Here is a 20,118-nt window from a genome sequence, read left to right on the forward strand (position 1 = left end):
GAGCGGGCAGTCGTTGAGGCCGCAGACATCGCCCATGGCACGTCCATCCGCACCGAGGCCAGCGCAGCCCAGGGCCATGAGGTCGTCCAGAACACCGTGGCGGTATTGGATCGATTGTCGGGGCTGATGGAAGATGCCGCGCAAGGCATCCAGGCGCTGGACGCGCAGAGCCAGATCATCGGCACCATCGTCAAAACCATCAGCAGCATCGCCGACCAGACCAATCTACTTGCCCTCAACGCGGCTATCGAAGCCGCGCGGGCGGGCGAACAGGGTCGAGGGTTCGCTGTGGTGGCGGATGAAGTTCGGCAACTGGCGTCTCGCACGTCAAAAGCCACTGTCGAGATTGTCGAGGTGGTCATGAGAAATCAGGGCCTGGCGTCCAGTTCGGTAAGCGTCATTGCGCAAAGCAAAGAGCAAGCCGCAGCGGCGCTCTCGTTGGCGAACGAGGCGGATGGGGTGATCACCGAGATTCGCCAAGGCGCCAACAGCATTGTCTCTGCAGTGGGTAAATTCACTGATCAGTCGATGGCGTCTGAGAACGACGCTCGTTGATTGAACCCCTGGACGGATGATCCTTCCGCTTCGCCCTCTTGCCTCATTTCAGCTCAAATGCCGCCCCTGGAGGGGCGGCCCTCCCCCGCAGCTGACGCCAAATAATTCGTTACAACTTAAGTCGTACGACGTCATATGTATTGTGATCGACTGTGCTCCTTCCTAAAAATATAACAATGGAGATTCCTGATGCCGAGCACTCCCTCCGCTGAAGCACAGGCTGCAACGCCATCGCAAAGCCGCATCGTCAAGCTGTTCAAGCTTCTCGGTCCCGGAATCATCGCCGTCCTTGCCTGGCTGGGCGCGGGTGACTTGATTACCTCTTCCGTCGCAGGTGCGAACTACGGCTACGCCATGATGTGGGTGCTGGCCGTCTCGCTGCTGCTCCGCTACCTGATCGTCAACATCATTGCCCGCTTCCAGCTCTGTAATAACCAGGGCATGACCATCCTTCAGGGCTACGCCCAGTTGAACCCGTTTTTCGGCTGGTTCCTGTTGGTGTACGCCTTGCTGATGGGGCACCTGATGAATGCCTACATGATCAAGGGCGCCGGCGAAGCGCTGGCCATGCTGTTGAAGATTGATTACCCGCTGCTGTGCTCCGTGGCCGTCGTGCTGGCGGTATGGATGCTGGTAGGCCGTAATATCTATTCGTTGATCGAAGGCGTGATGAAGGCCCTGCTGGCTGTGATGACGCTGGCGTTCCTGGCCCTCGCCGTGATGTCCGGTCCGGACGTGACAGGCATCATCAAGGGCACCATTGGTTTCAGCATTCCACCCGACGAAGGCGTCCACGGCGCTCTGCTGGTAGCGGTCTCGGTCATCGGCGCGGTTGCAGGCTCAGTCGCCAACTTCGTACATCCCTACGTCATGCGCCAGAAGGGCTGGGTCGGACCGGAGCACAAGCGCGTGCAGCGCAATGACCTGCTGTTCGCGGTGTTCGTCGGCATCATCATCAACCTAGCGATCTGGATCGTCGGCGCCGAGATTCTGCGACCCAACGGCATTGAAGTGAACACGCTGGCTGACCTGGGCAAAGCCCTGGAAATGTTCTTCGGTTCGATCGGCTGGTACGTGTTTTTCGTCGGCGTGTTCGCCACCCTGTTCGCCAGTATCGCGGGCAAGACCACTGCCTTCCCGATGCTGATCACCGACGCCTTCCAGCACGTCAGCCCCGGCCGCCGCGAACGTTACGGTAAAGAATTCCACCGCGACCCGATGCACAAGTGGTTCATGTTGTTCATCCTTGTCACCCCTCTGGTCTGGTCGCTGCCAGGCATGCCTGACTTTGTCACGCTGACCATCGGCGTCAACGCCCTGAATATCATCGGCCTGCCGGTGATTTCCCTGGGGTTGTTGATCATGTCCAATCAGAAGTCGTTGCTGGATAAGCAGTACCGCAACAACATCCTGGAGAACATCGCGCTGGTATTTGCGACCGGGCTTGCGCTGTGGGTCGCCTTCCAGCTGGGTGTGGATTTGTTTACCTGATTGACCGCGGGTTCTCAAAGCGTGGGGTTGCCTGGTTGCTACGAAGATGTCGCTCAAGTTGAAGCGGCGTCGTCCTGATCCGGTGGCCATGCCAGCGCAACTCAGGTTTCAGCACGTTACTTACATCCGACGCTTCGCACCTGCCCAGGGCCTGGGCCGTGCGAAGCAGAGCGGCCACGGAGAGGCTGGCAGCACCAAGCAAACTCTCGTCTCAAGTTTTCTGTAATGTGCCGATATACCTTGAACAGGATAGCGACTTAACACCTTCACCCCGTCAGGCCAGGACGCCTGCTTCACTAGCGTCTCTGGAGTCTTGATGTCTATTTTAAGCTTGAAAGATATGCGGCTGGATCTTGAGCAGTCCGCAGCCTACTTTGAATCCTTGTCACAGATTTTCGACGGCCACGCGACGTACCTGAAAGCTCAAAGTACCGAGTGTGGAAACGAGGACCTGAAAATTCTGGAAAGCCACGCAGGCAATCTGGCAAGGTCAATGACGTACATCAAATCCGCTGCGTTACGAATTGCCAAAGGCACACGCTAACGCTGCGTTGTTGATTCGATGATCGTTTGAAGGCGCAGCGCCGGCTACCGGAGTCAGCATGTACCGAGCGTCCTACTCAGCTTTGCCTCAGCCCGCCAACGCTATGGATCGGGTCTGAAACACCGGATCTTTGCGAATGTAACGAAGCCAGGATCCAAACGCGGCCTGCTGGCGACGATGCGCGATCTGCCACTGCTCACCCCCGAAGGAGGTGGCGTCGATCGCCATCAGCTCTGCTGTGGCCTGGTTGAGCTCATTCAGCAGGTACTCGCTGTTTTCCGAGTTTAAATCTGCGGCACGCATACGTTTGCTCATAGCGAAGGGATAAGTAGGACCCCTGCGTTTATGCTTCATTGCACATCGCCATGACGTCCCGACCAACGGTAGGTGCTCAGCGCCAGTTGCTGACCAACCTTGTTTTATCCATTTACAAGTTTTGCGGTGCGAAGCGCTCGCGCATGAAACCCGCACACCGAATAGGCGAGCTCAGTGAGCAGGGGACGGTCAAGATCCGTGATCGGTTGAAGAAAAAAGGGGAATGACCCCAGGAAGCGCCTGTCCCGACTCGACACGCCGGATAAGGTCAGGCGGGAATCAGTGCGCAAGCCACTAGCGACATGCCCAGCGCGGTGCAGACGGCCAGGTCGTAGAAAAGCCCCACGGTCAGGACCGGCACGCCAATCAGGAACATCGGATCGCGAAGAAATATGAATGCGCTCATGCGGCTGTTCCTCCTGCGTCAACGCATACTAGCACCCTGCCCCTTCAGCCCACACCTGCAAGCTGTTTGCACCAAATCCGTTCACGCGTCTCACCCGGTCATGACGGGTGAAAGAGACCGTACTCCCGACGTCAGAACCAAAGCCTGAACGCTATCTTCAAAGATTCGTACCAGCCGATGAAGCGGGAATTACCCGATCTGCCGTGGAAAATCCTCGGCCACATCATTGCCAGGCCGATCAAGAACAGAGCTGCCGCTGAAGCATTCAGGTCCAGAGACAGCGAGAAAAAAGCCAGCGCCCAGAGCGCAATTCCCAGCAGTACGAACATCATAGGCAAGCCCCATCGAAGTCTGTTGCCAGAAGGTACGGCATTCTCAATATCGGGGTGCAGCTCTCCGCTCTGCTGGTTGCCGGATTGGGGCAGTCCAGGAGCCGATAAGTTTGCCATTCGCCCAATCACGGCGCTCGCAATCCTGACGAGGAAGCGTGTGAACGTTCTGAAAGTCAGAGCACAAAAACAACAAAGCCACCCGAAGGTGGCTTAGTCATTGAAATATATGGTCGGGACGGAGTGATTCGCACACTCGACCCCTAGCACCCCATGCTGGGGACTATAGACAAATAAACCGTTGATTTAACTAGAAAAACGCCCTTCTCATGGCTTGCAAAATACGGACTTTCTTGTGATTTTGCAAATGGAAACACGCGGCCTCCAGCGGAGGTTTTGCGCTGGCAAGATGCTGTCTAACTTGCAAACTGACCACCCGACCGCTCGTTCAAATAAAAGCAGGAAGCTACCAATGGACCGTGAAACTATCACTCGCAGATCGCTGCTGATACTGGCGCTGGGAATGGTTAGTAAAGATGTCTTGGCTCGAGGCGGGGGGCATGGAGGCAGAGGGGGCAGTAGAGGTGGGCGCGGTGGGCGCGGGGGAGGATCGGGAGGCTTGTGGGTCGTATTACTGATAGCCGCAGGGTTTGGTTTCTTTTGGCTTTCCTCCAAGTTATCTCGACACCGCCCGACGACCGCCGTCAATCCTGCAGCTGGCGCTCCAGTACTCACTAGGGCGTCTAGTGACCTTCCTCAGCCTCAGGACCTTGCACCTCCTGAAGACTGGAAGGCGCTGGGGCGGTGTCCTAAATGCGGAGGTGAAATGAAGACACGGACTGCAAAAAAAGGGCGGTACAGCGGTCGGGCGTTCTTCGGCTGTGCGGCCTATCCGCGATGTGACGGCACTCGAAGAAAACCGATTCCATGAGGTGCGGGAACCTAAATCATCCTTAGCCACTGAAAGCACTTAACTATCAACAGCTTACGTCGCCAGCAAACGGTCACGCTGTCTCAAGAAGCGGCGCATTGTAAACGCTGACATGCGCTGCGACTCACGTTTTGTTCATGCACGTGTTTTCCCCGCCTCCAGCGTCCTGCCGACGATCACCCTCTACTATAACCAGCCTTCAACCAGACCCGATACGCCAGGTCTTCAAACACATGGGCGTAGGCCGCATCGGCGTATTCGAGCATTTCCCGCAGTTCCTCTTCATTAATAACGCCCACCCGACAGAGTACCTTGGCATGGCCGGACAACTCACCTACCCAATGATCGATTGCACACTCGCGCCGAGCCTCATGCTCGAGCAGGTCGTTCCAGATCTTCAGTTCGCGGGCTCTGACGTCCATGCTCAATTCCTCCAGTGATCCCGAATGCTATGGGTGACCACGCCCCAGATATCGAAGTCGTCACCTTCCATAATGAAGCGGTCGGGATATTTGCGATTGGCCTAGCGCAGCACCGTCTGCCGCCCCACGAATGCCAAGTACTTGACCAGCGGTTGCTGGTTGACGACACCAACGATGACCTGACCTCCTTTCGGGTAGAGACTTTTGTCGACGATCAGCAGATCACCGCAGAAGATACCCGCCCCTTCCATACTGTCGCCCTCGACTTTCACCGGTAAGTGCCAGGCGCCCGGATATTCAGGAACTGGTCGAGTGAGATGTCGAGGTGGTCGGGGATCGTGTCGTCATTCAAAACGGCACCACCACACCTGGAAGTAGAACGCCTGATCTAGCTGCTCGATACCGGGATGATCAGCCCATGGGTACCCATGCTCGTAACGCTGGCATCAAGAAGCCTTGGCAAAGCGTCCGGCGCATGGCCGACGCTGTTCAGGATGAAAGCTTCCCGGGTGATGCGGCCAAGTTCCGAGCACTGAGATTCAACTATCTGCACGTCCCCCTTGAACGGCGGGATCTTGCTGAGCTGCTCTTTCGGTAGGGCGACACCCATCTGACGGCGCGGAGTGATGAGGACATACATGGGACTGCTTCGCTAGTTGATACTGTATATGCCTACAGCTAACGCGAGCGCTGGTGCCCTGGTCAATACTGTATGGCATGGCTGCCGACAGATGAACGCACCCCGCTGCGGACCAATTCGGCATCGGCTACAATGCGGATCAAATTTAGAAAAAGGGAACCTCGATGAATCTCAGACGTTTGGCTTTACTGGTGATTGCAATGTCATTGCTTTCCGGCTGCGGCCACTTCACCCAGAAAAATACAAAAGGCACGATCCCCTGTAACGCAACGCCTCCAAACCAACCTGGCTGCTACTAAAGGCGCTCGAGGACGCAAGGTCAAACCTTGCGTATCCCGAACTGAGCAACCTTTACGCGCGAGTCCTGCGCGATGCCGGCGGCCAGGTATAGGCCCATGCATGAGGTGACGACTGTTTCCGTAGCGTCAAAGGTGCACCGCTGAGTTTCCAGAGCGCCCTTCCAGTTCGCTGGAAATGTGAACGGCTCCTGATAATTGTCCATCGACCGGTTATAGATAGTGGTGGGCGTGCCCGCTACCGGTTCGGTGATGATCAGCTCTGCCTCCCAGCCGAGGATGCCGCGACTGTTGCCGACGGTCTCCGGCGCCGAAACCATCTCGATCGCATCCCCGGCCAGCAGGTTCGACAGCGCTACGTTTGTCGCCGGCTGCACATAGATATAGCCGCCGGCCGCCGCCATCGTGCCGCCCAATTCGATGCACTGCGCCTCTCCGAATGCGGCCTGCTCTTTATGCCAGCGCGATGTGATGCCTGTGAGGCCTGAGCCGGACGCCTTGTAGCTGTCCGCCAGCACCGACCCTGAGACGGGGTTGGCAGAGGCGTTAATGATGCCCGTTGATCCGCCCATCAAGGGATTGGCATTCAAACAGCCAAACGGGCGAATAGCCGAGTACAGATCGGCAGCGTCAGTTGGCAGCGGCACGCCGATGAACTCAAAGTTGGCATTAATCACCGGCACGCATTTGGACTGGATGAAGTCCGCGCCGATGATGTTCGGGTGCAGGTCGTCCACCGTCATTGCTTGAATGAAGCCGTCCCAGATGTTCACGACAGGAACGAACTGTCCGACGTAGGTCAGCACCCAATCCTTGTAAGCGATTGCATCCGCCAAGGCCTGCCCGGCCAGAGCCTTCGAACCGAAGCGCGGCGTACCGGTCCCCACGATCAGGTATTTGCCAGGTGTACTTTGGAACGCCGTGATGGCCTTCATTACGTTGGCCTTGCTGTCCGCCAGTGTCATGCCCGGCGTGGTGCTGTCGTTGGTGCGCGATAGCAGCATCCAAAGATCGGCGGTAGCGGAAGTCAGACAGCACGGCAGCCTAGGCATGAACTGGCCGGAGTGGTTGCCGACCTTTCCTTGATTGTCCAGGTAACTCGGGAACAGGCCCGTCTTCGCCGCTATCGCACCGGCGTAACCGTGGGTAGCGCCCCCGTGGGGTCCGGCACCTTGCCGTCGATCACCTGGTCAGCAGCGATTCGGCACTGCGCCAGCTCGCGGAAAGAGATCTGTCGCGCGCCTCTCAGAAACCGATAGTTCGGGTGGTTCTTGTTCCAGCAGCTGAACTGGTAGGGCTTCTGGCAAACGCCGGCGTAACCTTCGCCCCACCACGACTTGTCCTTGGCGTCTTCTACCCCGGTTGCGGATTGTCCAGGCCACGGCAACCATGTCGGCCAGCCCCTCCCCACGCGCTTCGCCCCAAAGGGTGCGCGCGAGCACATCGCAATCTTGTTCTGAGACCATCATATTTCTTCAGAAAAAAACTGCCAAGGCGGAATGAGGGAGACGCTCGTCATTTGCATGGATCCTGACGCAAGCCCGAGAACTCGGCATAATGGCCGGCATTTTCTATTTTGAAGGGTTCGTAAATGGGAGCTTACCGGTTACTCCTGGCTGTCCTCGTCGCAATCTCGCATATGGGGGTGACGTTTTTCGGGTACAACCCCGGGGTATTCGCCGTTATCTCTTTTCTGGTGATTAGTGGCTTTGTCATGACTTCGCTGATCAAAAGAAATTATCTCTCTGCGCGCAGAATTCCGGCCTTCTATCTTGATCGAGCGCTAAGACTCTACCCGCAGTTTCTTCTTTATTTCGCAATCTCATGCGTGATTATCTCGACTTATCTTTCCACAACGAAATACAACTTGGCTTTGACTGCTGCAAACATCATTCCCAGCCTTGCAATTGCACCTCTTAACTTGTGGATGTTTGGCATCACCATACCCGATATTCTGCCTCCGGCATGGTCCCTAGGCCTCGAGGCTTTTTTCTATTTATCCATACCATTCCTTATTATCTATCGCGCAAGAATGCCTTTCTACGTAGCGTCGATCGCGTTCTTCTACATTGCGTGTCTTGGCTACGTAAATACGGATGTCTACGGTTACCGTCTGTTACCTGGCGTGCTGTTCATGTTCCTTTGCGGCAGTTATCTCTACGACGGGACTAGGGCTGAGAAGGCACTGACAATAGTGACCTGCATGGCAGCCCTCGTAACCTTGGCAGCCATCCTGTCAGGAGTGATATTGCAGGCTCCTTTCAATACAGAAGTAACCGCCGGGCTGGCTTTTGGAATACCGACGATCTTCCTGCTATCAAAATTTCCTTACAGCAAGATTGATGAGTTCTTTGGAAATATCAGCTACGGGGTTTTCCTGAACCACTTCGTGGTCATGTACGCTGCCGAGGCCCTCGGCTACAGAGTTTTTTCAACTGAGTACGTAATAGCTGTGCTTTGCGCCTCGTTCTTTTGCAGCGTCGCTTCATATTACCTTGTCGAGCGTCCAGCTCTTGAGTTGCGACACGTTCTGCGCGAAAGGAACAAACAAATGTTATCGCCGTGAGTTTCTCTCTCCGAACACAAATACCCGCCCGATTGCGTATCGGGTCGCGATTAAGCATCACGCTTAATTAGGAACCTAGCTCGACGGGCTCAGATGATATTTCAGGGACGGCGGGAGCAGCCGGCCAGGTGAGCGCGGAAGGCCAAGCCTGCTGCGCTGGGACCTTGCCGAGCGAAAACTTGTACGCCTTCCATCGTTTGATAGTAAGGGTCAGCGCAGCCAATTCTTCTTCATCCTCAACGCTCGCCTCGCCTGCATCAACGCCATCACCCAAAGTTTCAATGCGATCTTGGATTCGAGAAATTTGGGATGCGGCAACGGTATTGCGCGCGGCCAGGTCTGCCCGCACTGCCGCAATCTGTTGCGCTGCCGGCGCGGCTTCTTTCATCGCCTTAGTGATCAACTGCGCCCAATCAATATTAATCATTCGAGACTCTCCAAACTATCCGCCAGTACGACGTCTTGCTGGTCCGTAAAGGGTTGAGCAAAGCTCACCGTGCCGTCAGGAACATCGATCAGATCTGAGGGGAAGGCTTGGGCTTGCGTGTAATTTGCAGGCAAAGGCAGCAACAGGTTGACAGTAATATCCTCGCCCAGCTTACGTACTTCGCCAACGAACCATTCCGACGAAATGGCTTTAGCCGGCAGTGTGTCGCCGTCTCCCATTGGCGACACATCAAGGAGCTCGCCGTTGACAGTCAGAAGTGGTCCAGCTTTGGTCACCTCAAGAACGTCATCCCGGCGCTGGGGTGAAAGCTTGATGAACATCAATACCACCTCCCTACTGCGGTCAGATATAGAACAATGAACTTCGAGGCCGAATAACCGTTTTGGAATGAGATTGATGCACTGGTAGCGGAGGGAGGGTCTTCCAGGCCGGCCGACATCGTGTAACCGTAGCCGCCCACGGTGCAAACGCTATTAGCGACAATTGGTGCTGCTGCAAAGGCCACGGGGTATGTCCACAAAGAGTTACATAGTAAGCAGTGCCGTCCCATCCCGAGCCAGCAATTCGTTTGATTTTTGCACGAATCTTGACGTAGACACCGCCAGCAATTCCAAGCGACGAAGGGCTCGTCATACTGGGATCAGCACTAGTAGATGTTTGAGTCATCAGATCTCGGAATTTCAGCGGCAGCGCTGGGGCGAAAACGGGACACCGCCCTGCCCCCAGGCAATCCGCAACTACATCCGAGACGGCAAGCTCCCGGGCGAGCAGATCGGCAAACTCTGGTATATCGATTGGGCGGCATTCAACAAAGCCGCCGGTAACGATCTCGTCGCTATGGTGTTGAAAGGATCTGCATGATGGTCCCACGGCCGCGCAACAAGTCGAACAAAGGCTTGCCGCAAAACCTTTATCTGGACGAGCGGCGTGGCACATACCGCTACCGGCGCCCGACTGACGGGAAGTGGTTTCAGTTCGGCACCGACCGGGTCAAGGCTGTGGATGCGGCCAAGTAATTGAACTTGGCATTCATGCAGGGCGCCGACCTGGTCGGCGTGGTACTGGGTGAATCGGCCGAGCTGTTCACCGCCTTCCTGGATGATTACGAGAAGAATGTGCTGCCGCCGCGCGAGCTGTCAAAGGTCACTCTCGGGCTGTACGCCGTGCACTTCCGCAGATCCCTACGTGAGTTTGACGGGAAGGCTGTCGATCAGATCCCGATCCGCATGATCGCTAAAATGCTCGACCTGTTAACGCCGCGCACGGCCAACCAGTGCCGGCGCTGCTGATCGACATTTTCAACCACGCAGTGGCCAAGGGGATGTGCCCCGACAATCCTGCGGCGAGCACCATCAACCGTATCGAAAAGAAAACACGCAAACGCCATACGATCGAGGGACTCAAGGCTATTCGGGAGAAGGCACCCGCCTGGCTGCAAAACGCGATCGACTTGGCGCTTATCACGGCTCAGCGGCGCACCGATATCCTCGCGATGAAATTCGAAGACGTGAAGGACGGCTATCTCTACGTGGTGCAGCAGAAGACTTCGAAAGCCAGTGACGCGGCGTGGATCAGGTTCAGGGTGACGCCGGAGTTGCAGCGCGTGATCAGCCATTGCCGTGACAACGTGGTTTCCCCATTCCTGGTGCATCGCAGACCTGATCGGAAGAGGCAAAAGCAGGCTGAGACCAAAGAGCACTGGACCAAGGTCGAGGAACGCTACTTGACGCGCGCATTCAAGGACGCCAGGGAGGCGGCGGATTGCTACAAAGGATGGAAGGAAGAAGAGATGCCAGGCTTCCACGAGGTCAGGGCCCTGTCGCTGCACCTGTACAAGAAAGCCGGAAAAGATGGGCAGAAGATTGCCGGGCACGCCAGCGAGGGGATGACCAAAAACTACCAGAAGGAGCACGCCGAGGTGATCTGGTCGGAGGCCGTTCCGGACCTCGACATCAGCGAAATCGCGGGATAGTTTTGCGCCAGTTTTGCGCGAGTTTTGCGCAAGCCAGAAATGAAAAAGGGAATCGAGCCGGTAAGTGGCTGATTCCCTTTACAAAATATGGTCGGGACGGAGTGATTCGAACACTCGACCCCTAGCACCCCATGCTAGTGCGCTACCGGACTGCGCTACGCCCCGACTAGGCGTGTATGTGTTGCGGGTTCTTGCGAAAGCGTCGAGGAATATACCCTAAGCTTTTGAAAGATGGAAGTATTTCAGCCCATCGCATTACATCACTTGCGAAGCACCACCAACACATCTTCCAGCTCAACGATCATCTGCTTGATCAGCTGCTTGTACTGCAGCGAATCATCTTTGACTTCATCGCTGGACATGCGCAACCTGGCGCCGCCAATGGTGAAGCCCTGATCGTACAGCAGACCGCGGATCTGGCGGATCATCAGCACGTCCTGTCGCTGATAATACCGACGGTTCCCGCGGCGCTTGACCGGGTTGAGTTGAGGAAACTCCTGCTCCCAATAACGCAGAACGTGCGGTTTGACCGCGCAGAGCTCGCTGACTTCACCAATGGTGAAGTAGCGTTTGCCGGGGATGGGCGGCAGCTCGTCGTTATGACTTGGTTCCAGCATAAGCCTCAACTCGGGCCTTCAACTTCTGCCCTGGACGAAAGGTGACCACACGGCGAGCGGTAATCGGGATTTCTTCCCCTGTCTTGGGATTCCGGCCCGGTCGCTGGCGTTTATCGCGCAGATCGAAATTGCCGAAACCGGACAATTTGACCTGCTCGTTATCTTCCAGAGCGTGCCTGATTTCCTCAAAGAACAGCTCGACCAGTTCCTTGGCTTCTCGTTTATTCAGGCCTAGCTCTTCGTACAGACGTTCGGCCATCTCAGCTTTCGTCAGAGCCCCCATACGCTACTTCCTTAACGTGGCGTTTAACCTTTCCTCAAGTGAGGTGAGAATTTGCTGCGTCGAAGCGTTTACCTCATCGTCAGTAAGAGTGCGCGATGGATGTTGCCAGGTCAAGCCGACCGCAAGGCTTTTTCTAAGCGGATCAATGCCTTTACCCTGATAAACATCAAATAGCCTGAGGTCTGTCAGCCATTCCCCTGCATTCTCACGGATAACGTCCATTACCGCAGTTGCAGAGACCTCACGATCAGCCACCAACGCCAGGTCGCGGCGTACTTCAGGGAAGCGCGACAGCTCATGGAATTTCGGCAGACGGCCAACGGCAACTTCAGCCAGCACCAGCTCGAAAACAAATACCGGACGATCCAGCCCCAGGGTTTTCGACAGCTCCGGGTGGAGTGCGCCCAGGTAGCCAACCTCGCGCCCGTTACGCTCAATGCGAGCGGTCTGGCCAGGATGCAGCGCGGGATGGTGCCCGGATACGAATCGGAATTCGTCCTGCGCGCCCGCGAAACCAAGTACAGCCTCCACGTCAGCCTTGACGTCGAAAAAATCGATCGCATCGCGACCCTGCGCCCAGCCCTCTGGCAGACGGCTGCCGCAGATGACACCGGCCAGCATGGGCTCTTGCTTCAAGCCGTCCAACTGACCGACAAACCGCAGCCCGCTCTCGAAAAGGCGTACGCGATCCTGCTGACGATTGAGGTTGTGCTGCAGCGATTTCACAAGGCCCGGCCACAAGGACGAACGCATGGCCGACATATCAGCCGAAATCGGGTTCGCCAGCAGCAGCGGCTCTACACCGGGGCTGAACAGTTCGAACCACTTCTGATCAATGAAGCTGTAGGTAATCGCTTCCTGATACCCGCGAGCGACCAACAGACGACGCAGCGCTGGCAAATCGCTCTGCGCCTCGGCGCGCGGCTGCGGTGCCAGACGCGCCTGCGGATAACGAACCGGCAAGCGGTTGTAACCATACAAGCGAGCCAGCTCTTCGATCAGATCGACCTCAAGGGCGATGTCGAAGCGATGGCTTGGCACGTCCACGCGCCACTGCTCGCTGGCATGCGAGCTCACGGTGAGACCCAGCGCAGTCAATAGACGCTCGACTTCCGCTGCCTCCATTTTCATGCCCAGCATCTGCTCGATGCGCTCGGCACGCAGGATGATCGGCTCAATCGACGGCAGATGCTGCTCGCTGACCGTCTCGACCACCGGGCCGGCTTCTCCACCGGTGATGTCAAGCAGCAGGCCGGTCGCCCGCTCCATGGCTTCACGGGCCAGTTGCCAGTCAACGCCTCGCTCGTAGCGATGGGAAGCGTCAGTGTGCAGCCCATAGGAACGGGCTTTGCCAGCGACTGCAATCTGATCGAAAAAAGCGCTTTCAAGGAAAATATCGCGAGTAGTTGCCGAAACGCCGCTGTGCTCGCCGCCCATGACACCCGCGATGGCCAGCGCACGCTGGTGGTCGGCAATGACCAGGGTGTCCGCGCGAAGGCTGACTTCCTGACCGTCCAGCAACACCAGCTTCTCGCCCTCTTCCGCCATACGCACGCGGATGCCGCCGTTGATTTCGGCCAGGTCGAATGCATGCAACGGCTGGCCCAGTTCGAGCATGACGTAGTTGGTGATGTCGACCACTGCGTCAATGCTGCGCACGTCGGAGCGACGTATCCGTTCAACCATCCACAATGGTGTCGGCCGTGACAGGTCGACATTACGGATGACGCGGCCCAGATATCGAGGGCAAGCGACAGAGGCTACCACTTCGACCGGAACGACTTGATCGTGTACTGCCGTCACAGTGGCTACTGTCGGGCGAGTGACTGCGGCATCGTAGAGTGCGCCGACTTCACGCGCCAGACCGGCAACCGACAGGCAATCGCCGCGGTTGGGCGTCAGGTCGACTTCAATGCTTGCATCGTCCAGCTCCATGTAAGCGCGGAAATCCTGGCCTACTGGCGCATCGGTCGGCAGCTCCATCAAGCCGTCATTGCCCTCACCCACCTGCAGCTCGGCTTGCGAGCACAGCATGCCGTTGGACTCGACGCCCCGCAGCTTGGCCTTCTTGATTTTGAAGTCGCCAGGCAATGCGGCGCCGATCATTGCGAAGGGGATCTTCAGGCCGGGGCGCACGTTTGGCGCGCCACACACCACCTGGAAGGTCTCCGCGCCGTTACTGACCTGGCATACGCGCAGCTTGTCCGCGTCCGGGTGTTGCTCGGTGCTCAGCACCTCGCCAACGACCACGCCAGTAAATGCGCCGGCCGCCGGGGTAACGCTGTCTACTTCAAGCCCGGCCATCGACAGACGAGCAACCAGCTCATCGCGGGATACCTGCGGGCTAACCCAGCCACGCAGCCATTGTTCACTGAATTTCATCCTGCTCTCCTAAAGAATTCGTTACGGGCGACCTAGCGAAATTGCGCGAGGAACCGCAAGTCGTTGTCGAAGAACAGGCGCAAATCATTGACGCCGTAGCGCAGCATGGCCAAGCGTTCTACGCCCATACCGAAGGCGAAGCCCTGAAACTCTTCCGGGTCGATGCCCGACATGCGCAAGACGTTGGGGTGGACCATGCCGCAGCCCATGACTTCCAGCCAGCCGGTCTGCTTGCAGACGCGGCAGCCCTTGCCGCTGCACATCACGCATTCCATATCGACTTCGGCCGAAGGCTCGGTGAACGGGAAATACGAAGGGCGGAAACGCACTGCCAGCTCTTTTTCAAAGAACACGCGCAGGAATTCCTCGATGGTGCCCTTCAGGTCGGCGAAATTGATATCGCGGTCGACCAGCAGGCCTTCGACCTGGTGGAACATCGGGGAATGGGTGATATCGGAGTCACTGCGATACACGCGGCCTGGGCAGACGATGCGGATCGGTGGCTTCTGCGATTCCATGGTGCGGACCTGAACCGGGGAGGTATGGGTGCGCAGCAGCATGTTCGCATTGAAATAGAAGGTGTCGTGCATCGACCGGGCCGGGTGATGGCCGGGGATGTTGAGCGCCTCGAAGTTGTGATAGTCGTCTTCGACCTCAGGGCCTTCGGCGATGCCGTAGCCAATGTGGGTGAAGAACTGCTCGATTCGTTCCAGAGTCCGGGTAACCGGATGCAGACCACCGGTGGTCTGGCCACGGCCAGGCAGAGTCACGTCAATGGACTCGGCCGCAAGCTTGGCCGCAAGGTCGGATTGCTCGAACGCTGCCTTGCGCGCATTGAGAACCTCTGTGACACGCTCCTTGGCAACGTTGATCAGCGCACCGACTTGCGGACGCTCTTCAGCTGGCAGATTCCCCAGGGTCTTCATCACCTGAGTCAATTCGCCCTTTTTGCCAAGGTAAAGAACCCGGATTTGCTCCAGGGCATTGATATCTTCGGCGCTTTGCACAGCCTCAAGTGCTTGAGAGACCAGCGCGTCCAGGTTTTCCATGTACAGACTCCAGATACAAAATAGGGGAAGAGCTTACAAGGCTCTTCCCCTATTTATGACGTTTAACACCGAACCCCGAGCGGGGTCCGGTGATTGCCGGGGACTTAGGCCAAAATGGCTTTAGCTTTCTCGACAATCGCAGCAAACGCCGCTTTTTCGTTCACTGCCAGATCAGCCAGAACCTTACGGTCGATTTCGATCGACGCTTTTTTCAGGCCAGCGATGAAACGGCTGTAGGACAGACCGTTGATACGCGCACCAGCGTTGATACGAGCGATCCACAGAGCGCGGAACTGACGTTTTTTCTGACGACGGTCACGGTAGGCGTATTGGCCAGCCTTGATTACCGCTTGCTTGGCGACACGGAATACGCGTGAACGCGCGCCGTAGTAGCCTTTAGCAAGTTTCAGAATTTTTTTGTGACGCTTACGGGCAATGACGCCACGCTTTACACGAGCCATGAGTAACTTCCTCTATTCTTGATCAAAATTAACGAAGGCGCAGCATGCGCTCGACTTTTGCCACGTCAGACGGATGCAGCAAGCTGCTACCGCGCAGTTGACGCTTACGCTTGGTCGACATTTTGGTCAGGATGTGGCTCTTGAAAGCGTGCTTGTGCTTGATGCCATTCGCGGTTTTCAGAAACCGCTTAGCTGCACCACTTTTAGTCTTCATCTTTGGCATGTTCGGATACTCCGCATTCAGTTGATAAACATAACCGCAAGGCCTGCCGTGCCCTGGTGGTTATTTCTTCTTTTTCGGGGCGATGACCATGATCAGCTGGCGTCCTTCCATCTTAGGATGCTGTTCGACCGAGCCGTATTCGAGCAGGTCAGCTTCAACCCGCTTCAACAGCTCCATCCCCAGCTCCTGGTGGGCCATCTCACGACCGCGAAATCTCAACGAGATCTTGGCCCTGTCCCCGTCACTCAGGAAACGTACCAGGTTGCGTAGTTTTACCTGGTAATCCCCTTCCTCCGTCCCTGGACGAAACTTGATTTCTTTAACCTGGATCTGCTTCTGATTCTTCTTGGCGGCAGCAACCTGCTTCTTCTTCTCGAAGATCGATTTGCCGTAGTCCATCAGTTTGCAAACAGGGGGTACTGCATCGGCGGAGATTTCCACCAGATCCAGTTTGGCCTCTTCAGCCTTAAGAAGCGCGTCTTCAATTGACACAATCCCAAGCTGCTCACCCTCAGCCCCAATTAAACGAACCTCACGTGCCGAGATATTCTCGTTGATCGGGGCCTTCGGTGCAGCTCGTTTATCTTGTCTCATTTCACGCTTAATAATAATTACTCCGAATCTTGGCGACCACGCCGGGAAACCGCTTGTGCAAGGAACTCCGAGAACTGGGCGACCGGCATTGAGCCAAGGTCTGCGCCTTCACGTGTACGCACAGCGACAGTTTGTGTTTCAACCTCCCGGTCTCCAATAACGAGGAGATACGGAATTTTGAGCAACGTATGCTCGCGGATTTTAAAGCCGATCTTTTCATTTCTCAAGTCGGACTTGGCACGAAATCCGCTTTGCGCCAATGTTTTTTCCACCTCAAGGGCAAAATCAGCCTGTTTATCAGTGATGTTCATGATCACTGCTTGAGTTGGAGCAAGCCACGCAGGGAAAGCACCTTCGTAATGCTCGATCAGAATACCGATGAAGCGCTCGAAGGAGCCAAGGATTGCGCGGTGCAACATGACCGGGTGCTTGCGACCGTTGTCTTCGGACACAAATTCAGCGCCCAGACGAATCGGCAGGTTGAAATCGAGCTGCAGAGTACCGCATTGCCAGACGCGACCCAAGCAATCCTTGAGAGAAAATTCAATCTTCGGACCGTAGAACGCGCCTTCACCGGGTTGCAGATCGTACGGCAGCCCAGCACTGTCAAGGGCTGCAGCCAGTGCAGACTCGGCGCGATCCCATAGCTCATCGGAGCCGACACGCTTCTCGGGACGGGTCGACAGCTTCATTTCGATGTCTTTGAAACCGAAATCGGCGTACACCGCCATGGTCAGCTTGATGAACGCTGCGGATTCAGCCTGCATCTGCTCTTCAGTGCAGAAGATGTGCGCATCGTCCTGAGTAAAGGCCCGCACGCGCATGATGCCGTGCAGCGCACCCGACGGCTCGTTGCGGTGACAGGCACCGAACTCGGCCAGACGCATCGGCAGTTCGCGGTAGCTCTTCAGGCCTTGATTGAACACCTGCACGTGGCAAGGGCAGTTCATTGGCTTGATGGCGTAGTCGCGGTTTTCCGACTGCGTCGTGAACATGTTCTCGGCGTAGTTGGCCCAGTGACCGGACTTCTCCCACAGCGAGCGGTCAACAACCTGAGGCGTCTTGATCTCCAGGTAGCCGTTTTCGCGCTGGGTTGTGCGCATGTACTGCTCGAGCACCTGGTACAGCGTCCAGCCGTTCGGGTGCCAGAACACCATGCCCGGTGCTTCTTCCTGGGTATGGAACAAGCCAAGACGCTTGCCGATCTTGCGATGATCGCGCTTCTCGGCTTCCTCAATGCGCTGGATGTAGGCCGCCAATTGCTTCTTGTCGGCCCAGGCCGTGCCGTAGACACGCTGCAATTGTTCGTTTTTGGCATCGCCACGCCAGTAGGCGCCGGACAATTTGGTCAGCTTAAAGGACTTGAGAAAACGCGTGTTCGGCACGTGTGGACCGCGGCACATGTCGACGTATTCTTCATGGTAATAAAGACCCATGGCGTGTTCGTTCGGCATGTCTTCGACCAGACGAAGCTTGTAGTCCTCGCCCCGTGCCGCAAACACTTCGATCACTTCCGCGCGCGGGGTGACCTTCTTGATGACGTCGTAGTCTTTCTCGATCAGCTGCTGCATGCGCTGCTCGATCGCCGCCAGGTCGTCCGGGGTAAAAGGACGCTCATAGGCGATGTCGTAATAGAAGCCGTCATCGATGACCGGGCCAATCACCATTTTTGCCGTTGGGTACAGCTGCTTGACGGCATGGCCGACCAGGTGCGCGCAGGAGTGACGAATGATCTCCAGGCCTTCCTGATCCTTTGGGGTGATGATTTGCAGGCTCGCATCGGTGGTGATCAGATCACTGGCGTCGACCAGTTGACCATTGACCTTGCCGGCCACGGTGGCTTTGGCCAGGCCTGCACCAATGGATGCTGCGACCTCGGCAACGGATACCGGGTGATCGAAAGAACGTTGACTGCCGTCGGGAAGAGTAATAGTGGGCATGGCGCCTCCTCTCCTAGTGGTGACCCCTACCAAAGGTCACGTGGGTGGGATAGAGCCAGTACGCGATTCGGTGGTGTGCCTGCCTCACAGTGGCAGGAGCCCTAAGGCCAACCTGATGACCGAACCAGAGTGACTGGAACTTACGAAATCGACAGAACTTGCAGCAGGGACGCGTGCCCCGCCAGATGCGAGCTAATCTGCAGGCGCGCATGCTATCACAGCGTATCGGCAGGGTCAGCTAATCGGTTGCAGAGCCTTTTTCCGCGACTGACGGACTCAAGCCATGGCAGACCTACGGAACTGCTTTGCTTGATGGACCTCAGATTATCGGTAACACACGTTCAAGGCCTGACAGCAAGGCCACCGACAAAAAGGAAACCACCATGAAGCTTCTACGCGTTGCCGCCCTTCTCTCCCCGCTGGCCCTGACACTGCCTCTCAGCGCTCATGCCGCGATGGATGCGAAAACCAAGACCAGCTACATGAACGAATGCACCACTGCGGCCACACAAAGCAATCCGTCGATGGACGCAGCTGCCGTCAAAGCGCATTGCGAGTGCGGAGCTCAACAGATCAACAAGAATTTTTCGGACAAGGAGATCGCGTCGCTGAATGACAAAACGACGCCTCCCAGTGCCGATATGACATCTCGCCTGCAGGCTGCAGTGAGCAAAAACTGCCTTAGCGGCAAAAAATAAAAAATTTACATTTCCTTGATGCACCGGGCTGAGACCTTGGGAATCGGGTGCAGCCCAACGCCTCGAAGGCCGCGATTCCAGCGGCCTTCAGGCGCACCGAGAGTGTAAGTTGCCGCACCCGCTAGCAGACAAAATATGGCCACCGGGGCCTGTTCAGGGCGTTATATCGACGATACGGACGCAAAGTTCTAATCGAAAAAGTCCAGCATTCACACAATTCGACTATGATAGCGCTCGTGTGCCCAGTTGGCCTGAGCAACACAGCACTACTGAAAATTATGTTTCTGGAGATACACCATGTCTAATCGCCAAACCGGCACCGTAAAATGGTTCAACGATGAAAAAGGCTTCGGCTTCATCACCCCACAGGGTGGCGGCGACGACCTTTTTGTACATTTCAAAGCCATTGAATCCGACGGTTTCAAAAGCTTGAAAGAAGGCCAGACTGTTTCCTTCGTGGCTGAGAAAGGCCAAAAGGGCATGCAAGCTGCTCAGGTTCGCGCGGAGTAATCCACGCGTTCTGAAAGAACCCCGTCACTGACGGGGTTTTTTTTTGCCTGCAACAGGGCTGGCAAGCAGGTTGGGATGGGGCATCAACCGCAATTGACGCGGTTTACCGTTCCGGAGTCATCAGTGTTCAGATTCAGGCGGTCCGAACGGTATTCCAACGTCACCACATCGTGTGGCCCGAGCACCCTGGCCGTTTGCGCGCCCGATTTTGCCTTTGCCTGATCCAGCAAAGCCGCAGACGCCGGCTTCCCGACCGTGTCCTGCACGGCAGCTGCATCACAGCGGGAATAGCCACTGGCGGAGATGGCAACGCCCTCGTCGGGCTTGCTTGAGGACTCGGATGTGCTGCTGCAACCGGCCAGCACCACTGCGGCGAGCACCAGACCCGATGATGCGTATTTCCAGGGCATACAATCTCCTAACGTTTAACTAAAGCAGAACCTCTG

At 56.5% G+C, this 20,118-nt stretch carries 25 protein-coding genes, 1 tRNA gene and 3 pseudogenes; 9 read left to right on the plus strand and 20 right to left on the minus strand.

The annotated features are described in order from the left end of the window. Positions 1–117 precede the first annotated feature (117 nt). From QRN48_RS25345 to QRN48_RS07985, 3 genes and pseudogenes are all read left to right on the plus strand, one after another. Positions 118–555 (plus strand): annotated as a pseudogene (locus QRN48_RS25345) (methyl-accepting chemotaxis protein); the annotation flags it as partial. A 189-nt stretch (positions 556–744) separates the two neighbouring features. Continuing rightward, complete coding sequence (locus QRN48_RS07980; RefSeq protein ID WP_191943522.1) at positions 745–2,046, plus strand: Nramp family divalent metal transporter; 1,302 nt, start codon at positions 745–747, stop codon at positions 2,044–2,046. A 316-nt stretch (positions 2,047–2,362) separates the two neighbouring features. Next, positions 2,363–2,590, plus strand: a complete 228-nt coding sequence (locus QRN48_RS07985) for a hypothetical protein (RefSeq protein ID WP_191943523.1) — start codon at positions 2,363–2,365, stop codon at positions 2,588–2,590. 87 nt (positions 2,591–2,677) lie between these two features. Here the strand turns inward: QRN48_RS07985 and QRN48_RS07990 are convergent, their stop codons facing one another. The 3 genes from QRN48_RS07990 to QRN48_RS08000 all read right to left on the minus strand — a co-directional run bounded on the left by QRN48_RS07990 (position 2,678) and on the right by QRN48_RS08000 (position 3,760). Then, positions 2,678–2,893, minus strand: coding sequence for a hypothetical protein (locus QRN48_RS07990; RefSeq protein WP_191943524.1), 216 nt, complete (start codon positions 2,891–2,893; stop codon positions 2,678–2,680). Between the two features lie 280 nt (positions 2,894–3,173). Continuing rightward, positions 3,174–3,311, minus strand: a complete 138-nt coding sequence (locus QRN48_RS07995; protein WP_191943525.1) for a hypothetical protein — start codon at positions 3,309–3,311, stop codon at positions 3,174–3,176. Between the two features lie 131 nt (positions 3,312–3,442). Continuing rightward, complete coding sequence (locus QRN48_RS08000) at positions 3,443–3,760, minus strand: hypothetical protein (protein ID WP_191943526.1); 318 nt, start codon at positions 3,758–3,760, stop codon at positions 3,443–3,445. 403 nt (positions 3,761–4,163) lie between these two features. On the opposite strand from QRN48_RS08000, the gene QRN48_RS25165 reads away from it, so the two are divergent. After that, on the plus strand, positions 4,164–4,571 hold the full coding sequence (locus QRN48_RS25165) for a topoisomerase DNA-binding C4 zinc finger domain-containing protein (protein ID WP_350310421.1): 408 nt from the start codon (positions 4,164–4,166) through the stop codon (positions 4,569–4,571). A 176-nt stretch (positions 4,572–4,747) separates the two neighbouring features. On the opposite strand, the gene QRN48_RS08005 is transcribed toward QRN48_RS25165, so the two are convergent. The 5 genes and pseudogenes from QRN48_RS08005 to QRN48_RS08025 form a co-directional block, all read right to left on the minus strand. Continuing rightward, positions 4,748–4,993 carry a hypothetical protein gene (locus QRN48_RS08005; RefSeq protein ID WP_285349916.1) on the minus strand — a complete coding sequence of 82 codons (246 nt, stop codon included), beginning with the start codon at positions 4,991–4,993 and terminating at the stop codon, positions 4,748–4,750. Positions 4,994–5,094: 101 nt separating this feature from the next. Further along, complete coding sequence (locus tag QRN48_RS08010) at positions 5,095–5,265, minus strand: LexA family protein (RefSeq protein WP_285349918.1); 171 nt, start codon at positions 5,263–5,265, stop codon at positions 5,095–5,097. A gap of 116 nt (positions 5,266–5,381) precedes the next feature. Continuing rightward, the gene (locus QRN48_RS08015) at positions 5,382–5,633 is read right to left on the minus strand and encodes a hypothetical protein (RefSeq protein ID WP_285349920.1); all 252 of its coding nucleotides are present in this window, start codon (positions 5,631–5,633) and stop codon (positions 5,382–5,384) included. A 319-nt stretch (positions 5,634–5,952) separates the two neighbouring features. Continuing rightward, the gene (locus QRN48_RS08020) at positions 5,953–6,864 is read right to left on the minus strand and encodes an SGNH/GDSL hydrolase family protein (protein WP_285350019.1); all 912 of its coding nucleotides are present in this window, start codon (positions 6,862–6,864) and stop codon (positions 5,953–5,955) included. Positions 6,865–7,062: 198 nt separating this feature from the next. Next, positions 7,063–7,398 (minus strand): annotated as a pseudogene (locus QRN48_RS08025) (cell wall hydrolase); the annotation flags it as partial. A gap of 122 nt (positions 7,399–7,520) precedes the next feature. Between QRN48_RS08025 and QRN48_RS08030 the strand changes: the two are divergent. Continuing rightward, positions 7,521–8,495: an acyltransferase family protein gene (locus QRN48_RS08030; protein ID WP_285349921.1), complete on the plus strand. Its 975-nt coding sequence runs from the start codon at positions 7,521–7,523 to the stop codon at positions 8,493–8,495. 67 nt (positions 8,496–8,562) lie between these two features. On the opposite strand, the gene QRN48_RS08035 is transcribed toward QRN48_RS08030, so the two are convergent. Beyond that, on the minus strand, positions 8,563–8,922 hold the full coding sequence (locus QRN48_RS08035; RefSeq protein WP_285349924.1) for a tail fiber assembly protein: 360 nt from the start codon (positions 8,920–8,922) through the stop codon (positions 8,563–8,565). Continuing rightward, positions 8,919–9,263, minus strand: coding sequence for a hypothetical protein (locus QRN48_RS08040; RefSeq protein ID WP_285349926.1), 345 nt, complete (start codon positions 9,261–9,263; stop codon positions 8,919–8,921). The genes QRN48_RS08035 and QRN48_RS08040 overlap by 4 nt, the downstream gene beginning before the upstream one ends. Before the next feature lie 337 nt (positions 9,264–9,600). Between QRN48_RS08040 and QRN48_RS08045 the strand changes: the two genes are divergently transcribed. Continuing rightward, positions 9,601–9,804, plus strand: a complete 204-nt coding sequence (locus QRN48_RS08045) for a helix-turn-helix domain-containing protein (protein WP_285349928.1) — start codon at positions 9,601–9,603, stop codon at positions 9,802–9,804. Continuing rightward, positions 9,804–10,915, plus strand: a pseudogene (locus QRN48_RS08050) (tyrosine-type recombinase/integrase). The gene QRN48_RS08045 and the pseudogene QRN48_RS08050 overlap by 1 nt, the downstream one beginning before the upstream one ends. 88 nt (positions 10,916–11,003) lie before the next feature. Here QRN48_RS08050 and QRN48_RS08055 read toward each other — a convergent pair. The 9 genes from QRN48_RS08055 to thrS all read right to left on the minus strand — a co-directional run bounded on the left by QRN48_RS08055 (position 11,004) and on the right by thrS (position 18,464). Further along, positions 11,004–11,080, minus strand: a tRNA-Pro gene (locus QRN48_RS08055). 95 nt (positions 11,081–11,175) lie between these two features. Next, entirely contained in the window at positions 11,176–11,532 is a 357-nt protein-coding gene (locus tag QRN48_RS08060) for a MerR family transcriptional regulator (RefSeq protein ID WP_037010862.1), read from the minus strand. Further along, positions 11,513–11,815 (minus strand): integration host factor subunit alpha, encoded by a 303-nt coding sequence (gene ihfA / locus QRN48_RS08065; protein ID WP_002553164.1) that lies wholly within the window; start codon positions 11,813–11,815, stop codon positions 11,513–11,515. The genes QRN48_RS08060 and ihfA overlap by 20 nt, the downstream gene beginning before the upstream one ends. Positions 11,816–11,818: 3 nt before the next feature. Continuing rightward, positions 11,819–14,197, minus strand: coding sequence for a phenylalanine--tRNA ligase subunit beta (gene pheT / locus QRN48_RS08070; RefSeq protein ID WP_285349931.1), 2,379 nt, complete (start codon positions 14,195–14,197; stop codon positions 11,819–11,821). A gap of 32 nt (positions 14,198–14,229) precedes the next feature. After that, positions 14,230–15,246: a phenylalanine--tRNA ligase subunit alpha gene (gene pheS, locus QRN48_RS08075; protein WP_037010867.1), complete on the minus strand. Its 1,017-nt coding sequence runs from the start codon at positions 15,244–15,246 to the stop codon at positions 14,230–14,232. A 104-nt stretch (positions 15,247–15,350) separates the two neighbouring features. Then, on the minus strand, positions 15,351–15,707 hold the full coding sequence (rplT, locus tag QRN48_RS08080) for a 50S ribosomal protein L20 (protein ID WP_027620571.1): 357 nt from the start codon (positions 15,705–15,707) through the stop codon (positions 15,351–15,353). A 28-nt stretch (positions 15,708–15,735) separates the two neighbouring features. Beyond that, the gene (gene rpmI, locus QRN48_RS08085; RefSeq protein WP_002553160.1) at positions 15,736–15,930 is read right to left on the minus strand and encodes a 50S ribosomal protein L35; all 195 of its coding nucleotides are present in this window, start codon (positions 15,928–15,930) and stop codon (positions 15,736–15,738) included. Between the two features lie 60 nt (positions 15,931–15,990). Next, on the minus strand, positions 15,991–16,542 hold the full coding sequence (gene infC, locus QRN48_RS08090) for a translation initiation factor IF-3 (RefSeq protein ID WP_172613086.1): 552 nt from the start codon (positions 16,540–16,542) through the stop codon (positions 15,991–15,993). Continuing rightward, a complete protein-coding gene (thrS, locus tag QRN48_RS08095) occupies positions 16,542–18,464 on the minus strand; it encodes a threonine--tRNA ligase (RefSeq protein ID WP_037010872.1) in 1,923 nt (640 codons plus the stop codon). The genes infC and thrS overlap by 1 nt, the downstream gene beginning before the upstream one ends. Before the next feature lie 383 nt (positions 18,465–18,847). Here thrS and QRN48_RS08100 point away from each other — a divergent pair, with 383 nt between their 5' ends. Both QRN48_RS08100 and QRN48_RS08105 read left to right on the plus strand, forming a co-directional pair. Further along, complete coding sequence (locus QRN48_RS08100) at positions 18,848–19,162, plus strand: hypothetical protein (protein ID WP_285349936.1); 315 nt, start codon at positions 18,848–18,850, stop codon at positions 19,160–19,162. A gap of 297 nt (positions 19,163–19,459) precedes the next feature. Next, entirely contained in the window at positions 19,460–19,672 is a 213-nt protein-coding gene (locus QRN48_RS08105) for a cold-shock protein (RefSeq protein ID WP_007905882.1), read from the plus strand. A gap of 83 nt (positions 19,673–19,755) precedes the next feature. On the opposite strand, the gene QRN48_RS08110 is transcribed toward QRN48_RS08105, so the two are convergent. Beyond that, the gene (locus QRN48_RS08110; RefSeq protein WP_285349938.1) at positions 19,756–20,082 is read right to left on the minus strand and encodes an I78 family peptidase inhibitor; all 327 of its coding nucleotides are present in this window, start codon (positions 20,080–20,082) and stop codon (positions 19,756–19,758) included. Positions 20,083–20,118: the final 36 nt, after the last annotated feature.

It is taken from the genome of Pseudomonas sp. ME-P-057 (assembly GCF_030208975.1).
In the GTDB taxonomy this organism is placed as follows: Bacteria; Pseudomonadota; Gammaproteobacteria; order Pseudomonadales; family Pseudomonadaceae; genus Aquipseudomonas; species Aquipseudomonas lutea.

What these genes read in the sequence shown, in the direction of transcription:
- QRN48_RS07980 (WP_191943522.1), top strand. Translation starts at nt 745, where the DNA reads ATGCCGAGCACTCCCTCCGCTGAAGCACAGGCTGCAACGCCATCGCAA.
- QRN48_RS07985 (WP_191943523.1), top strand. Translation starts at nt 2,363, where the DNA reads ATGTCTATTTTAAGCTTGAAAGATATGCGGCTGGATCTTGAGCAGTCC.
- QRN48_RS07990 (WP_191943524.1), bottom strand. Translation starts at nt 2,893, where the DNA reads ATGCGTGCCGCAGATTTAAACTCGGAAAACAGCGAGTACCTGCTGAAT.
- QRN48_RS07995 (WP_191943525.1), bottom strand. Translation starts at nt 3,311, where the DNA reads ATGAGCGCATTCATATTTCTTCGCGATCCGATGTTCCTGATTGGCGTG.
- QRN48_RS08000 (WP_191943526.1), bottom strand. Translation starts at nt 3,760, where the DNA reads ATGGCAAACTTATCGGCTCCTGGACTGCCCCAATCCGGCAACCAGCAG.
- QRN48_RS25165 (WP_350310421.1), top strand. Translation starts at nt 4,164, where the DNA reads ATGGTTAGTAAAGATGTCTTGGCTCGAGGCGGGGGGCATGGAGGCAGA.
- QRN48_RS08005 (WP_285349916.1), bottom strand. Translation starts at nt 4,993, where the DNA reads ATGGACGTCAGAGCCCGCGAACTGAAGATCTGGAACGACCTGCTCGAG.
- QRN48_RS08015 (WP_285349920.1), bottom strand. Translation starts at nt 5,633, where the DNA reads ATGTATGTCCTCATCACTCCGCGCCGTCAGATGGGTGTCGCCCTACCG.
- QRN48_RS08020 (WP_285350019.1), bottom strand. Translation starts at nt 6,864, where the DNA reads ATGAAGGCCATCACGGCGTTCCAAAGTACACCTGGCAAATACCTGATC.
- QRN48_RS08030 (WP_285349921.1), top strand. Translation starts at nt 7,521, where the DNA reads ATGGGAGCTTACCGGTTACTCCTGGCTGTCCTCGTCGCAATCTCGCAT.
- QRN48_RS08035 (WP_285349924.1), bottom strand. Translation starts at nt 8,922, where the DNA reads ATGATTAATATTGATTGGGCGCAGTTGATCACTAAGGCGATGAAAGAA.
- QRN48_RS08040 (WP_285349926.1), bottom strand. Translation starts at nt 9,263, where the DNA reads ATGTTCATCAAGCTTTCACCCCAGCGCCGGGATGACGTTCTTGAGGTG.
- QRN48_RS08060 (WP_037010862.1), bottom strand. Translation starts at nt 11,532, where the DNA reads ATGCTGGAACCAAGTCATAACGACGAGCTGCCGCCCATCCCCGGCAAA.
- ihfA (WP_002553164.1), bottom strand. Translation starts at nt 11,815, where the DNA reads ATGGGGGCTCTGACGAAAGCTGAGATGGCCGAACGTCTGTACGAAGAG.
- pheT (WP_285349931.1), bottom strand. Translation starts at nt 14,197, where the DNA reads ATGAAATTCAGTGAACAATGGCTGCGTGGCTGGGTTAGCCCGCAGGTA.
- pheS (WP_037010867.1), bottom strand. Translation starts at nt 15,246, where the DNA reads ATGGAAAACCTGGACGCGCTGGTCTCTCAAGCACTTGAGGCTGTGCAA.
- rplT (WP_027620571.1), bottom strand. Translation starts at nt 15,707, where the DNA reads ATGGCTCGTGTAAAGCGTGGCGTCATTGCCCGTAAGCGTCACAAAAAA.
- rpmI (WP_002553160.1), bottom strand. Translation starts at nt 15,930, where the DNA reads ATGCCAAAGATGAAGACTAAAAGTGGTGCAGCTAAGCGGTTTCTGAAA.
- thrS (WP_037010872.1), bottom strand. Translation starts at nt 18,464, where the DNA reads ATGCCCACTATTACTCTTCCCGACGGCAGTCAACGTTCTTTCGATCAC.
- QRN48_RS08100 (WP_285349936.1), top strand. Translation starts at nt 18,848, where the DNA reads ATGAAGCTTCTACGCGTTGCCGCCCTTCTCTCCCCGCTGGCCCTGACA.
- QRN48_RS08105 (WP_007905882.1), top strand. Translation starts at nt 19,460, where the DNA reads ATGTCTAATCGCCAAACCGGCACCGTAAAATGGTTCAACGATGAAAAA.
- QRN48_RS08110 (WP_285349938.1), bottom strand. Translation starts at nt 20,082, where the DNA reads ATGCCCTGGAAATACGCATCATCGGGTCTGGTGCTCGCCGCAGTGGTG.